At 72.2% G+C, this 13,288-nt stretch carries 12 protein-coding genes and 1 pseudogene; 4 read left to right on the top strand and 9 right to left on the bottom strand.

The features are described from left to right. The 4 genes from ACFU53_RS41470 to ligA form a co-directional block, all read left to right on the top strand. The coding region (locus ACFU53_RS41470) for a helix-turn-helix domain-containing protein (protein WP_384004815.1) at window positions 1-352 on the top strand (352 nt) is incomplete at its 5' end. A 95-nt stretch (window positions 353-447) separates the two neighbouring features. Beyond that, entirely contained in the window at window positions 448-858 is a 411-nt protein-coding gene (locus ACFU53_RS41465) for a VOC family protein (protein ID WP_384004813.1), read from the top strand. 69 nt (window positions 859-927) lie between these two features. Further along, window positions 928-1,710: a DUF4253 domain-containing protein gene (locus ACFU53_RS41460; RefSeq protein WP_384004811.1), complete on the top strand. Its 783-nt coding sequence runs from the start codon at window positions 928-930 to the stop codon at window positions 1,708-1,710. A 54-nt stretch (window positions 1,711-1,764) separates the two neighbouring features. Further along, window positions 1,765-3,852: an NAD-dependent DNA ligase LigA gene (ligA, locus tag ACFU53_RS41455; RefSeq protein WP_384004809.1), complete on the top strand. Its 2,088-nt coding sequence runs from the start codon at window positions 1,765-1,767 to the stop codon at window positions 3,850-3,852. Between the two features lie 17 nt (window positions 3,853-3,869). Here ligA and ACFU53_RS41450 read toward each other — a convergent pair whose 3' ends face one another. The 9 genes and pseudogenes from ACFU53_RS41450 to pelF all read right to left on the bottom strand — a co-directional run bounded on the left by ACFU53_RS41450 (window position 3,870) and on the right by pelF (window position 13,265). Continuing rightward, window positions 3,870-5,099: a PP2C family protein-serine/threonine phosphatase gene (locus tag ACFU53_RS41450; protein WP_384004817.1), complete on the bottom strand. Its 1,230-nt coding sequence runs from the start codon at window positions 5,097-5,099 to the stop codon at window positions 3,870-3,872. A gap of 155 nt (window positions 5,100-5,254) precedes the next feature. Further along, window positions 5,255-5,761 carry a hypothetical protein gene (locus tag ACFU53_RS41445; protein ID WP_384004807.1) on the bottom strand — a complete coding sequence of 169 codons (507 nt, stop codon included), beginning with the start codon at window positions 5,759-5,761 and terminating at the stop codon, window positions 5,255-5,257. Between the two features lie 10 nt (window positions 5,762-5,771). Beyond that, the gene (locus tag ACFU53_RS41440) at window positions 5,772-6,566 is read right to left on the bottom strand and encodes an endo alpha-1,4 polygalactosaminidase (RefSeq protein WP_384004805.1); all 795 of its coding nucleotides are present in this window, start codon (window positions 6,564-6,566) and stop codon (window positions 5,772-5,774) included. Further along, entirely contained in the window at window positions 6,563-7,225 is a 663-nt protein-coding gene (locus ACFU53_RS41435; RefSeq protein ID WP_384004803.1) for a spherulation-specific family 4 protein, read from the bottom strand. The genes ACFU53_RS41440 and ACFU53_RS41435 overlap by 4 nt, the downstream gene beginning before the upstream one ends. A gap of 398 nt (window positions 7,226-7,623) precedes the next feature. After that, window positions 7,624-8,391 (bottom strand): annotated as a pseudogene (locus ACFU53_RS41430) (NAD-dependent epimerase/dehydratase family protein); the annotation flags it as partial. Between the two features lie 7 nt (window positions 8,392-8,398). Further along, on the bottom strand, window positions 8,399-9,112 hold the full coding sequence (locus tag ACFU53_RS41425) for an NDP-sugar synthase (protein ID WP_384004801.1): 714 nt from the start codon (window positions 9,110-9,112) through the stop codon (window positions 8,399-8,401). Window positions 9,113-9,273: 161 nt separating this feature from the next. After that, window positions 9,274-10,275 carry a GDP-mannose 4,6-dehydratase gene (locus ACFU53_RS41420; RefSeq protein ID WP_384004799.1) on the bottom strand — a complete coding sequence of 334 codons (1,002 nt, stop codon included), beginning with the start codon at window positions 10,273-10,275 and terminating at the stop codon, window positions 9,274-9,276. Window positions 10,276-10,341: 66 nt separating this feature from the next. Further along, window positions 10,342-11,760, bottom strand: a complete 1,419-nt coding sequence (locus ACFU53_RS41415; protein WP_384004797.1) for a hypothetical protein — start codon at window positions 11,758-11,760, stop codon at window positions 10,342-10,344. Then, the gene (gene pelF, locus ACFU53_RS41410) at window positions 11,757-13,265 is read right to left on the bottom strand and encodes a GT4 family glycosyltransferase PelF (RefSeq protein ID WP_384004795.1); all 1,509 of its coding nucleotides are present in this window, start codon (window positions 13,263-13,265) and stop codon (window positions 11,757-11,759) included. The genes ACFU53_RS41415 and pelF overlap by 4 nt, the downstream gene beginning before the upstream one ends. Window positions 13,266-13,288 lie beyond the last annotated feature (23 nt).

The raw sequence follows: 13,288 nt of genomic DNA, 5'->3' as shown, positions 1-13,288 counted from the left end.
GGCCCGGGACACCATGGACCGCGCCTACGCGCGGCCGTTGGACGTCCCGGCACTGGCCCGGATCGCCCACGTCTCCGAGGCGCACTTCACGCGCACGTTCCGGACCACGTTCGGCGAGACACCGCATCGCTATCTGCAGCGCCGCCGGGTCGAACGGGCGATGTTCCTGCTGCGGGAGACCGACCGCAGCGTCACGGACATCTGCTTCGAGGTGGGCTTCGGCAGCCCCGGCACCTTCAGCCGCACCTTCCGCGACATCGTCGGCCGGACCCCGAGGGAGTACCGCAAGGAAACGGTGACCGTGGCCGTACCCACCTGTTTCGCGAAGGCATGGATGCGACCGAGCGACTGAGCAGCCACCGGCTGAGCGACTGAGCGACTGAGCGACTGAGCGACTGAGCAGTTTTGGACAAGTTTTCGTCCGGCCCGCTCGATAGCGTGATGCACATGTTCACCGCCATCACGCACTCGCAGATCTACGTCCTCGACCAGGACGAGGCCCTCGACTTCTACGTCGGCAAGCTCGGCCTGGAGGTCAACACCGATGTCGACCTTGGCTTCATGCGCTGGCTGACCGTCAACGTGCCCGGCCACCCGGAGCGCCAGATCCTGCTGGAGAAGCCGGGGCCCCCGGCGCTGTCCGAGGAGACGGCGAAGCAGGTCCGCGAACTGCTGACGAAGGGGGCCATCGGCGGCCAGCTCTTCTTCAGCACGGACGACTGCCGCAAGACGTACGAGACGCTGCTGGGCCGGGGCGTCGAGTTCACCGAGGAGCCCACCGACCGCCCGTACGGCATCGACTGCGGTCTGCGCGACCCCTTCGGCAACAGCATCCGCTTCGCCCAGCCGAAGGGCTGAGCCCGGCCGGCTCCGGCGGCGGGAAGGGTCGCCGACCGCGATGTCCGTAACGGCATCTACGGTTCCGCCATGCCCTTTCCCCTCCCTGACGGACTGCCCGTCGGCCGGTTCACCACGCGCGGACCGGCGCACACGTGGGTCTCGGACGAACTCCCGGACGACCTCGAAGAGTTGTGGCCCCGGCTGCTGAGCGAACACGAGGCGACGGGGCTGCTGCCCGTCCTGAGCCGAGCCGACGCCATCGGCGAGCCCCTGGACCCAGCACTGGTCGATGCCGTCCGTCTGGAGGAGGCGCTGGCGGCGGACTTCGCCGAGTACCGGCGTCGGCGCCTCCCGTTCTGGACGGACCCGACGCCGGTACCGGTGCCCGAGGACGTCGAACCGTGGCCGCACGATCCGGGCCCGCCCTTCGAGCGGTGGCCGGGCCTGGCACCCGCGATGCCGGTCACGCCCACCGGCCCGACACTGTGGGAGGCGGCCTCCGGAGCACCGGCCCGGATCGCCGACACGGACTTCGGGGTGTTCGAGTGCCGTCTCGTGCTCGTCCCGGCCCGTCGCGGCAGCGACGCCCTGGCGCTGCTCGGCCGGCACTCCGAGGCGCCCCTGCCCCTGCTCTGTGCCCTGCTGCGCAGCTGGGAGGAACGGTTCGGAGCGCACCTGGTGGCCGTCTACGGCGGCTGGCTGCACGTCTCCGTCGCCCGGCCGCCGCGCACCATCGCGGACGCGAACCTGCTCGCCCTGGAGCATGTGCTGTCCACGGCGGACAACATCGTCGACGACCCGCCGACCCCGTTCCCCGAGTACGCGGCCGACCTCGTGGGGCGGGACATCTGGTCGTTCTGGTGGGACTAGCTCCGAGGCGTCGTCCCGACGGCGTTGTCAGTGGTGGGAGGCAGGATGGTCCGCATGACGACATCAGTTGCAGTGATCGTGGATGCCGCCGCCTACGCGCAGGCCGTCGAGGACGCGGTGAGGGCTTCGGCCGCCTATTACACGGGCGGTACGTCGGTGCTGGACGACGACACCTACGACCGGCTCGTGCGGGGCATCGCGGTGTGGGAGGCCGAGCATCCCGAGCAGGCGCTGCCGGACTCGCCGACCGGAAAGGTCGCCGGTGGGGCGGTCGAGGGGGATGTGCCGCACACGGTGGCGATGCTGAGCCTGGACAACGTCTTCTCCGCCGAGGAGTTCACGGCGTGGACGGCGTCGCTGGCCCGGCGGGTCGGGCACGACGTGGAGCGGTTCAGTGTGGAGCCGAAGCTGGACGGCCTCGCGGTCGCCGCCCGCTACACCCAGGGGCGGCTCACGAGGCTGATCACGCGTGGCGACGGGACGGCCGGGGAGGATGTCTCGCACGCCATAGGCACCATCGAGGGGCTGCCGGGTGAGCTGGCCGAGCCGGTCACCGTGGAGGTGCGGGGCGAAGTCCTCATGACGAACGCCCAGTTCGAGCACGCCAACGAGGTCCGCACCGCGCACGGCGGGCAGCCGTTCGCGAACCCGCGCAACGCCGCGGCGGGCACGCTGCGCGCCAAGGAGCGTGCCTACACCGTGCCGATGACGTTCTTCGGATACGGGTTGTTGGGGCTGCCCGGTACGGACGCCGATGTCGCCGCGCGGCTGGGCGCGCTCGCCCACGGTGAACTGATGGCGCGGGCCGCCGAACTGGGGGTGAACACCACCGCCGGTACGGCCGTGCCCGGTGTCACCGCCGCCACGGCCGAGGAGGTCCTGGACCGGGTGAAGGAGATCGCCGCGTTGCGGGCGGAGCTGCCGTTCGGGATCGACGGGATCGTCATCAAGGCCGACCTGGCCGCCGACCAGCGGGCCGCCGGATCCGGCTCACGCGCCCCGCGCTGGGCGATCGCCTACAAACTGCCCGCAGTCGAGAAGATCACGCGGCTGCTGGAGGTGCAGTGGAACGTCGGCCGCACCGGCATCATCGCGCCGCGCGGCGTGCTGGAGCCCGTCGAGATCGACGGCTCCACCATCACGTACGCCACCCTGCACAACCCGGCCGACATCACCCGCCGCGACCTGCGGCTGGGCGACCACGTCATGGTGCACCGCGCCGGTGATGTCATCCCCCGCGTGGAGGCGCCCGTCGCCCATCTGCGCACGGGCGACGAACAGCCCATCGTCTTCCCCGAGGTGTGCCCGAGATGTGGCTCCGGCATCGACACCGGGGAGCAGCGCTGGCGCTGCGAGAACGGCCGCAACTGCCATCTGGTGGCGTCCCTCTCGTATGCCGTGGGCCGCGATCAGCTCGACGTGGAAGGGCTCGGCCACACCCGGGTCGTCCAGCTCGTCGAGGCGGGTCTGGTGGCCGATCTCGCCGATCTGTTCGCCCTCACCCGGGAGCAACTCCTCGGCCTGGACCGCATGGGTGAGACCAGCACCGACAATCTCCTCGCCGCGCTCGACACGGCCCGGGGGCGGCCGCTGTCGCGGGTGCTGTGCGCGCTGGGTGTGCGGGGTACCGGACGCTCCATGTCCCGCCGTATCGCCCGGTACTTCGCCACCATGGACAACATCCGCGCCGCGGACGCCGAGGCCGTCCAGCGGGTCGAGGGCATCGGCACCGAGAAGGCCCCGTCCATCGTCGCCGAGCTCGCCGAACTCGCCCCGCTCATCGACAAGCTCACGGCGGCCGGGGTGAACATGACCGAGCCGGGCGCCACGCCGCCCGCCCCGGCCGCCGACGACTCCGCAGGCGCGGAGGACGACGCCGAGCCCGCGGGCGGTCCGCTCGCCGGGATGGCCGTGGTGGTCACGGGCGCGATGACCGGCGTACTGGAGAAGCTCAGCCGCAACCAGATGAACGAACTCATCGAGCGCGCCGGCGGACGCGCCTCCTCCAGCGTCTCCAAGAAGACCTCCCTGGTCGTCGCGGGCGAGAACGCCGGCTCCAAGCGCGCCAAGGCCGAGACGCTCGGCATCCGCCTGGCCGACCCGGACGAGTTCGCCGCCCTTGTGGCCGACTTCCTCGCCTGAGCCGGCACGACGGGGGATCACAGTCGAATGATCACAAGGGCCGCGTCGTCGGTGGCACGTCCACCGGGGAGAAGGTCGAGGAGGAGGGCGTCGGCGAGGGGTTCGGGGGTGGACCTGCGGTGGCGGGTGAGGGCGTCGGCGAGGCGGGCGAGGCTGCGGTCGATGTCCTCGTCGCGGCGTTCGATCAGACCGTCCGTGTAGAGGACAAGCATGTCGCCCTCGGTGAAGCCGAGGGTGGCCTCGGGGCGAGGGGTGTGTTCCGGGCGCGCTCCGAGCGGTGGATCGGTGGCCTGGTCGAGAAAGACGACCTTGCCGTCACGGCACAGCAGTGCGGGCGGCAGATGGCCGGCGCTGCTGTAGGTGATCGTGTGGGTGTCCCAGTCGACGCAGGTCTGCACGGCGGTGGTGTTCTCGGCGCCGTCGACGGAGCGGGCGTACAGCCCGAGCGCGTCCAGCGCCTGGGCGGGACCGTCCGCCACCAGCGACGCGGCGCTCAGAGCACTGCGCAGCTTGCCCATGACGCAGGCGGCGGCCAGGCCGTGACCGACCACATCACCGACGGCGATACCGATGCGGTCGACGCCGGACAGGTCGACGAGGTCGTACCAGTCGCCGCACACGTTCAGCGTGTCGGTCGCCGGCTGGTAGCGCACGGCCGCTCGGTGGTGTCCGATCGGGTTGGGCGCGGGCAGCATCGCCTTCTGCAGGGCGAGCGCGACCTCCCGCTCGTGCGCGTGTGCCTCGCGCAGCCGCTCGTTGACCTCCTGGAGCTCACGGGCGCGGCTGTACAGCTCGCCCTCCAGCACGCTGGTCCGGTCGCCGGGCGAGCGCTCGCGGGCCCGGATCAGCTCGGTGACCTCCTCCACCTTGTGGATCAGCAGCACCACCTTCCCGTCGGGGCCGAGGACGGGCGCGTTCACCGGGCTCCAGTACCGCTCCTCCCACTCCCCCGGCCGCTGCGCCGACTCCACGTCGTAGCGCTGCAGCGCCATCGCGTCCCGCTCGCCGGTCTCCACCACCCGGTAGAGGGAGGCCGCCAGGTACCGCATGCCGTTCGCGGACGGGTCGGTCGGGTTGTCGGGGAACACGTCGAAGAGGTACCGGCCCACCACCTGCTCGCGGGTGCGGCCCGACATCCGCAGGAACTCCTCGTTCGCGTCCGTGTACACCAGCTCGGGTGTCAGCAGCGCCACCATGCCGGGCAGCGCCTGGAACACCGCCGCGTAGTCGATCGCCGTATCCGCCATGGTCGCCGCCTCAGCGTCCGTCGCCTTCCTGTGATCTCCACCATAGGAGCCGATGGCCGCCGGGGCGCCGTCCTGTTCCAGGAAAACGGGCAGGTAACGCACAGCTGTGCGATACAAGACGCAGCGTCGCGGGGGCGGCGGGCGCCGCGCGTCGGTCACCGGGCGGTGCGAAGCAGGAGGTCCCGCATGGATCCCATGCCGTACTTGTCCTCGCGGCTGGAGAGCTCCGCCGCCTCGCGCAGGAAGGGGCCGATGTCGACTCCCGCCTGCCGGGCGTCCTCGCGCAGGTCACGCAGGGCGAGCAGTTCGTCACGGGTGTCGGAGCCCTGGTCGACGGCGGACATGTGGAGCAGCCGCAGCCGGAAGCCCTCGGGAGTGGGCTCGAAGGGCAGGTGGACGCCCCAGCGGAACGCGGTGTGGCGCTCGAAGAGACCGCGTACGGATGTGCGCAGGTCCTCGTCACCGTCCGCGTAGGCGGTGAGCATGGCGCGCAGCACTGCCTCTGCCTCCGCCCGGACACCCGCCTCGTCCATCGCGTCCGGCCGCGCGCGCATCTTCTCCACCCAGTCGGGATCACCGATGTCCACCGGCGCCTCGGCGATCGGCCGCAGAGCCGCGTTCACCAGAGCGACCTGCTCCGCGATTCCGGCCAACCACTCCATGCCGTCCCCCTCAGCAAGGCTGTCGCCACACCCCGAGTTCCAGTCGTTTCACCATCGACGACAGTTTCAGTCGGCGGGACTCGGCGCAGAAGCTGCTCCTGGGCTCCGTGTACTCCACGTGGAAGACGGCCTTGCCCGCCTCGATGAACGGCGTGAGTCGCGCGCACTCGTCGTACTGCGCGCACTCCTCGTTGACCGCGAAGTCGAAGTCGGCCAGGAGTTGGGGGATCTGGGGCAGGTCGTTCTTCAGGCCCACCGACAGGCCGCGCTCGTGGGCGATGTCCGCGATCATGCGGTTGTACGTCAACTGGTCCCGTGCGGTGAGCGGGAAGCCGGTGTCGTTGCCGTAGCCCTCCACCAGGTCGGGCTCCACCGCGTCGAAGCCCTTGTCGCGGCACATGTCGAAGCGGCGTTCCATGAGGGGCCGCAGGACGTCGGACTGCCGGATGTCCAGCCACCGTTCGCCCGCCCAGCCGTTCTCCTCGCCGAGCACCGAGCTCGGGAAGTCGTCCTCGTCGGGCCGGAAGTCCTCCCAGGCGCCGACGTTGATGTAGCAGATGACCTTCCGGCCGTCCCGCTGCAGCCGGGCCACGTCCGCCGCGGAGTTCTCGAAGCCGTCGATGTCGTAGACCGGCACGTCCGCCGAGGGGTCGGCCCTCCCGTCCAGCTGCCACTGCCAGGCGAGGCCGGGGCGGGGTTTCCAGAGAGTCGTGGAGTCCGTATCGCCGTCGCCGGTGCAGCCCGACAACGTCGAAGCCACCAGCGCGGCCAGCAGGGCCACGTACGCGAGCGTCGGCCGCCTCATCGGTCCGTCCCGGTGAGTGCGGGGGTCAACTCGGCCCAGGGGTTGGGGGGTTCGCCGGTCACGGGGCCGCAGACCGCGGCGCCGCGGTCGTGTGCGGTGCGGACGGCGAGCGGTACGAGCGCCTCGGGGACGCCGTAGACGAGGTGACAGAGCCGCTCGGGTGGATGCCGGGCGGCCCAGGTGGGTCTGCTGAACGCCGACACGTACGTCGACCAGTGGCCCTCGAAGGTGACGGTCAGGTCGGCGAGTCGCGCGTATCCCGGGGCCGGATGGACCCCGGGGTTGAGGACGACGGTCCCGGCGCCGAGCCGGCGTACGGCCCGGACGAGCCGGCGGCAGGCGGGCAGGCCGTCCGGAGTGGCCGTCACCTGGTCGAGGAAGCAGCCGTCGGCCGCGTACCACTCCTGGTGACGGCGTACGTCGTCGGCGATCGCGGCGCGGTCGCGCACCCCGTAGTCGGTGTCGACGTAGCCGAGCAGCCGGGCCCCGGCCGCGCGCAGCGCGCCGGCCGCCGCGGTGAACGCGGGGTCGGGGCCGTCGCCGGGGCCGTTCGCGGGGTTGAGGACGACCCCGTACGTGCGGGTCGCGGCCCGGATCAGGCGGTGCCAGGCGCCCGGGTCCTCGGCCGGGTGGACGTACAGCGGGATCAGCAGACTCACGGCGTACGGTCACCCTTGCCGCCGCCCTTGCCGCCCCCACCGTCCCCGCCATCTCCGCCATCTCCGCCATCGCCGCTTTCCCACAGCGCGGTGAGCGCGTCGTCGAGGGTGTGGGCCGGGCGCCAGCCGAGCGCCGCCTCGGCGGCGGTGATGTCGGAGCACTGCCACGACACGTCCGCCGACCGAACCGAACCGACCACTTGCCCCGAACCGGCCGGCCCCGCCCCACCAGCAGTCGCGCCCGGCCCAGCCCGCGTACCCGCACCCGCACCCGCACCCGCCGAGCCGACCGGTCCAGCCGCGCCCGCTGCACCGCTCGCTTCCGCCGGACTGGGGGACCCTGCCGTGGCGTCGGCTCCCGGCGCCCCGGTCGGCCTCGTACCTCCGCCCGCACCCGCCCCCGTGCCCGCCGCGTTCTCCGCGATCCGTCCCCGGAACCCGGCCTTTTCGGCCAGGCCCCGGACCACCTCGCGGACCGGGACGGCCCGGCCTCCGCCGATGTTGAGGACGCGGGGCAGGGGGCCGGGGGCCGTGGCCGCGAGCGTGACCGCTCGGGCGACGTCGCGCACGTCGACGAAGTCGCGGTAGGCGGAGAGGTCGCCGAGGGGCAATACGGCGTCCGGGTCGGGGCCGGCCGCGCGGAGCAGGGCGGCGATGCGGCCGGGGAGGCCGGTGGGTGGTGCCCCGGGGCCGACAGGGTTGCCGACCCGCAGGACCACCGCGTCCAGGCCGGAGGTGGTCACGGCGACCGTGCCCGCGAGCTTGGTCGCGCCGTAGGGGGCGAGCGGGCGGGTGGCCGCCGATTCCGTCACCCGGATGTCCGGGACGCCGGGGCCGTACTCGGCGGCCGAGCCCAGGTGCACCAGCCGTGCGCCGGGGGCCGCATCGCGGAGTGCGGCGCACAGGACGGCGGGGCCGCGGGCGTTGACCTCGGCGAGGGTGACGGGGTCGCCGCCGGTCGCGCCCGCGCAGTTGATCACGGTGTCCGGCGCGGCCGACGCCAGGGTCTTCGCCAGTTCCTCACGGCGGACCGTGGCGAGGTCGATGGCGTACTCGGCGGTGGGCGCGCGTCCGCCGCCGAGGACCAGGACGCCCGGCAGGGCACGCAGTCCCTCGACGACGTGGGCGCCCAGATAGCCGGTGAAACCCAGGACGAGAATGCGCATGTGGTGCTCAGGCTCCCTTGAGCAGAAGCGACTTGCGGGTGGTGAACTCGGCGTTGGCCCGGTCGTAGTCGTCGGGGCGGCCGATGTCCAGCCAATACCCTTCGAAGTCGTAGGCGTGCGGCTGGTTCTGAGTTTGTATCAGGTCCAGAACCAACTCGTCGAAGCCCAGCGGCAGTCCGGGTGTGTAGCCGTCCAGGGTCGAGCGGGACACGCCGTAGACGCCCATGGAGACGCGGTAGTCCATGCTCGGCTTCTCGGTGAAGGCGACGACCTTGGTGTCGTGGGTGGTCAGGACGCCGAAGTCGATGTGGACCTTGCGGGCGTAGGTGGCGATGGTGAGCGGCGCCCCGGACTCCCGGTGACGGTGCAGGACATCGGCGTAGTCGAGGTCGGTGAGGATGTCGCCGTTCATGACGAGGAACGACTCGGGCAGCCGGTCGCGCAGGTTGAGCAGCGGGCCCATGGTGCCGAGGGGGCTCTCCTCGGTGGCGTAGTCGACAGTCAGGCCCCACTGGGAGCCGTCGCCGACGTAGGCGCGGATGATCTCACCGAGGTGGCCGATGGCGATGGTGACGTGGGTGAAGCCGGCCGTGGAGAGCTGGCGCAGCACGATCTCCAGGATGGCGTGCTGGTCGCCGATGGGGACGAGCGGCTTCGGCAGCGCGGTCGTGTAGGGCCGCAGCCGGACACCCTTGCCTCCCGCCAGGATCACTGCCTGCATGGTGCTCCTCCTTCGTGGACTTCGCGGACTTCGCGGACTTCGCGGACTTCGTGGACTTCGCGGACTTCGCGGACTTCGCGGACTTCGTGGACTTCGTGGACTTCGTGGACTTCGTTGGCTTCGTTGACTTCGTGGAGACGCGGGGACGTGCCCGACGGGAGTCAGATGTTGTAGATGCCGGTCTTGTAGCGGGCGAGGTTGGCCGGGTCGCGGAAGAACTCCACGGTGTGCGCGAGGCCTTCTTCCAACGTGTGGGCGGGCTGCCAGCCGGTGGCGGTGGCGAGCCGGGTCGCGTCCGCGACGAGTCGCATCACCTCGGAGCCCGCGGGCCGGATGCGTGCCTCGTCCTCGCGTACGTCGAGTTCGCTGTCCATGACCTTGCCGATCAGCGCGACGAGGTCACCGATGGAGATCTCGCCGCCGGTGCCGGCGTTGAAGGTGCGGCCCACGACCTGCTCGGCGGGCGCGGTGCCGACGGTCAGGAAGGCCTGCGCGGTGTCCTTGACGAAGGTGAAGTCCCGGGTGGGGCGCAGGTCCCCGAGGGTGATGGTCCGCTCCCCCGCCGCGACCTGGCCGATCACCGTGGGGATCACCGCGCGCATCGACTGGCGCGGTCCGAAGGTGTTGAAGGGGCGCAGGGTCACCACGGGGGTGTCGAAGCTCGCGTGGTAGCTGTCGGCCAGCCGGTCCCCGCCGGCCTTCGAAGCGGCGTACGGGGACTGGGTGTTGATGGGGTGGTCCTCGGTGATCGGCACGGTCTGCGCGGTGCCGTAGGTCTCGCTGGTGGAGGTGTGGACGAGGCGAGGTGTGCCGAGGGCGCGGACGGCCTCCAGGACGTTGAGGGTGCCGGTGACGTTGGTGTCCACGTAGCTGTGCGGTGCCTGGTAGGAGTACGGGATCGCGATGAGGGCGGCCAGGTGGTAGGCGGTGTCGGCGCCGTCGAGAAGGCCGCGGACAGAGCCGGGGTCGCGGACGTCGCCGAGGACGATCTCCACCTGGTCCAGGACGTCCGGGTGCAGGGTCTCCAGCCAGCCGTAGGAGGAGAAGGAGTTGTACTGGGCCATGGCCCGGACCCGGTGGCCGGAGGCGACCAGCGCCTCGGTCAGGTGGGAGCCGATGAAGCCCTCGGCTCCGGTGACGGCGGCGAGCGGTGCGGAGGTCAACTGGTGTGTCCTTCCAGTCCGTTGGAGGTGGGGGTTGTGTGTGGTGGTCGTGGGTGAGCCTGAGGCTCAGGCGTGCGGCGCGGGCCGGCCGAGCAGCCGCAGCGCGCATGCCGACAGGCAGAGCGCGGCGGCGGCGCAGCACAGTGGCAGCGCCAGGTCGCCGGGTGGCAGACGCAGCAGGGTGACCGCCCCGGCGCCGCCCGCCGCCGCGAGGCAGATCGCGGCCGACGGCCAGGCCGCCCCGAACGCCTGGAGCAGCAGCGCGGTCCACAGGACGGCCGCGAGCAGGAGCAGGGGTGCCGGGTCGGCGTCGGTGAGCAGGGCCGCGGGCAGCAGGGGCAGGAGATAGGCGAGCAGACAGAGGCCGAGGATCCCGGCCGAGCGCAGCAGGAACCCGGCGGGCGTCGCGACGGCACGCAGTGCGGCGACCGACAGCCCGCGGTAGCGGTAGAGCAGCCACTCCGCCGGGCCCATGCTCACGGTCAGCACGATCACGGCGTACGGCTCCTCCCGGCCCTCCAGCAGTACCAGCACACCGGCGGCCAGGCCGAAGAGGCCGTACGGCAGGGACCACAGCAGGCGGGGACGGCGGGCGTCCGGCACGGGCGGGACGGCGAGGGCGGCCCACAGGGCCCGGCCGGTGACGGCGAGCGTGGCGAGCAGGGCGAGGAGAGGCAGTCCGGCCCGCAGCCACGGGCCCGGTTCCCACCAGGGCAGGACGGCGGCTCCGGCGATCAACGGGCTGAGCGCGGCGAGCAGTTGGCGCTCCCGGCCCAGCACGAGCAGGACGCCCGCCGCCGCGAGGTACGCGGACTGCGCGGCCGCCACCAGGGTCACCGGGCCGCCCTCGGCGGGCAGCGCCGCGACCGCCGTGGCCACCACCGCTCCGACGGGAGCGCCGGCGAGGAGCGTACGGCCCGCTTCGCGCCGCCCGGTCGCCATCCGCAGGTGGGCGCGGTGGCCGAGGGCCTGGCCCCAGGCCCAGGAGACGAGTCCCGCCACGATGAGGGCCGGGGCGTGTGCTCCGGGGTTCCACAGCGGGGCGGTCAGCAGATAGGCGAGTCCGGGCAGGGCGAACAGCGCGCCCCGCAGGAGACAGCGCACGGTGTCCGGTCGCCAGGGGTCGGCGCTCGGCGGGGGTTCGGGGAACGTCCGGGGCACCCGTTCGTACAGGGCCGAGGCGAGCGAGAACAGGTTCGGGTGGCCGTAGCGTTCCTTGATGAGGGAGGCGGACAGGCCCTCTGCCTCCAGCAGTGCGGCCACCTCGTACGGGTGGACGGCGGGGCCGACGCGGTCGGCGAGTTCGGCGGCGAGTTCGTTGACCGCCTCCTCGTCCGGGCCCTGCCGCGGCAGCCGGATGGCGAGCGTGGTGTCGTCGCCGAGGGCCCAGCTGGGGCGGCGGCGCGGGCGGCGCCGGTCGGCCAGTCGGATGGCGAGGGTGTCCTGTTCGACACCGCCGGGTTCGAGTGACATGGGCCCGCTCATCCGGCCACCGTGCTGATCGGGGTCAGCGTTGCCGCCGGGAGCGACCCGGTCGTCAACTGCTGCTCCAGTGTTGGCAGTTCGAGGTAGATGGACCGGAAGGTGTCGATGGTCTGGCGGAGGGTGAACTGCTCGATCACCCGCAGCCGCGCCGCCTCCCCCATCGTCCGGCGGCGCGCGGGGTCGCCCAGCAGTTCCAGCGCGGCCTTCGCCATCGCCTCCGGGTCGCGCGGCGGCACCACGAGCCCGGTGTCGCCGACGGCCTCGCGCACACCGCCCACATCGGTGGAGACGGTGGCCCGCCCGCACGACATGGCCTCGATCAGCGTGAACGGGAAGCCTTCGCTGATGCTGGAGAGCATCACGACGTTGCCGGCCGCGTAGGCGTCCTTGATGTCGTCGACGCGGCCCTCGAAGGTGACGGCGTCCCCGTGCCCGAGTTCGGCGGCCAGGGCCTCGCAGCGCTCCCGGTAGGCCTCGCCACCGCGTGGTGTCCCGCCGAACAACCGCAGCCGTGCGTCCGGGAGTCGAGCCCTGACGAGGGCGAAGGCCCGGATGAGGGTCTCCAGGTCCTTGATGGGGTCGACGCGACCCGCCCAGCTGAGGGTGAGCGTCGCCGGCTCGGGTCCGGCGGGCGGGAACGCGGCGGGGTCGACGCCGTTGTAGACGGTACGGATGGACTCGGGGTCGGCGCCGCCCTGTTCTTCCCAGAGCCGGTTGTAGCGGTTGCCCGGGGTGATCAGGGCTGCCCGGCGGTAGGTCTCCTCCGCGAGGAGGCGGAAGAAACCGAGGACGACGGCCTTGACGGGCCAGCGGTAGGGGGCGGTGCGGTAGCCGAGGTAGCGCTCGCGCAGGTAGACGCCGTGTTCGGTCAACAGCAGGGGGACGCCGTGCCGTTCGAGGGCGGCGAGGCCCGGGAGGACGGCGACGCCACCGCTGACCGCGTGCGCTACGCCGGTCTCGGGCGGTGGTGCGGCCAGTGGGCGGAGGGCGTGTTCGAGCAGGGAGGTCGCGGTGAGCGCGTCGTGCAGGGTGGGCCGGGCCTCGCGCACGGCCAGGCCGGGCCGGTTCCAGACAGCGGTCAGCTGGGCGATCGCCCGGTCCGAGCGCAGGAAGGGGCTGAGCGTTCCGTCCGCCGCGGCCCGGGCCAGCGCGTACAGGGCGGGCGCGAATCCGTTTTCGGCGCCCGGGTCGAGCAGGGCGGTGAGGAACTGCTCGTAGGCGGTGGTGAGTCGGTGGCGGGCTCGGCCCTGGGGCGGGCGGCCCTCCGGCGGGTCGCCCCACATGGGGACGGACAGCACGCGGGAGACGTGTGCGGGCAGGTCCCAGACGACGGGTTCGCGTCCGGTGCCGGTGACGGCGATGACGTCGAAGTCGAGGTCGGGCATGCCCTGGACGAGTTGGTCGCACCAGACGCTCACGCCGCCGTGACTGTGGGGATAGGTGCCTTCGGTGAGGAGGGTGACGCGCGCCGCGCCGAGTCGGCGCGCGTCGTGAGGAACAGGCATCGGTGTGCTCCACGGCCGTGGTG

Source organism: Streptomyces sp. NPDC057474, from assembly GCF_042802555.1.
In the GTDB taxonomy this organism is placed as follows: domain Bacteria; phylum Actinomycetota; class Actinomycetes; order Streptomycetales; family Streptomycetaceae; genus Streptomyces.
This window is presented reverse-complemented; position numbering and strand designations above follow the sequence as displayed.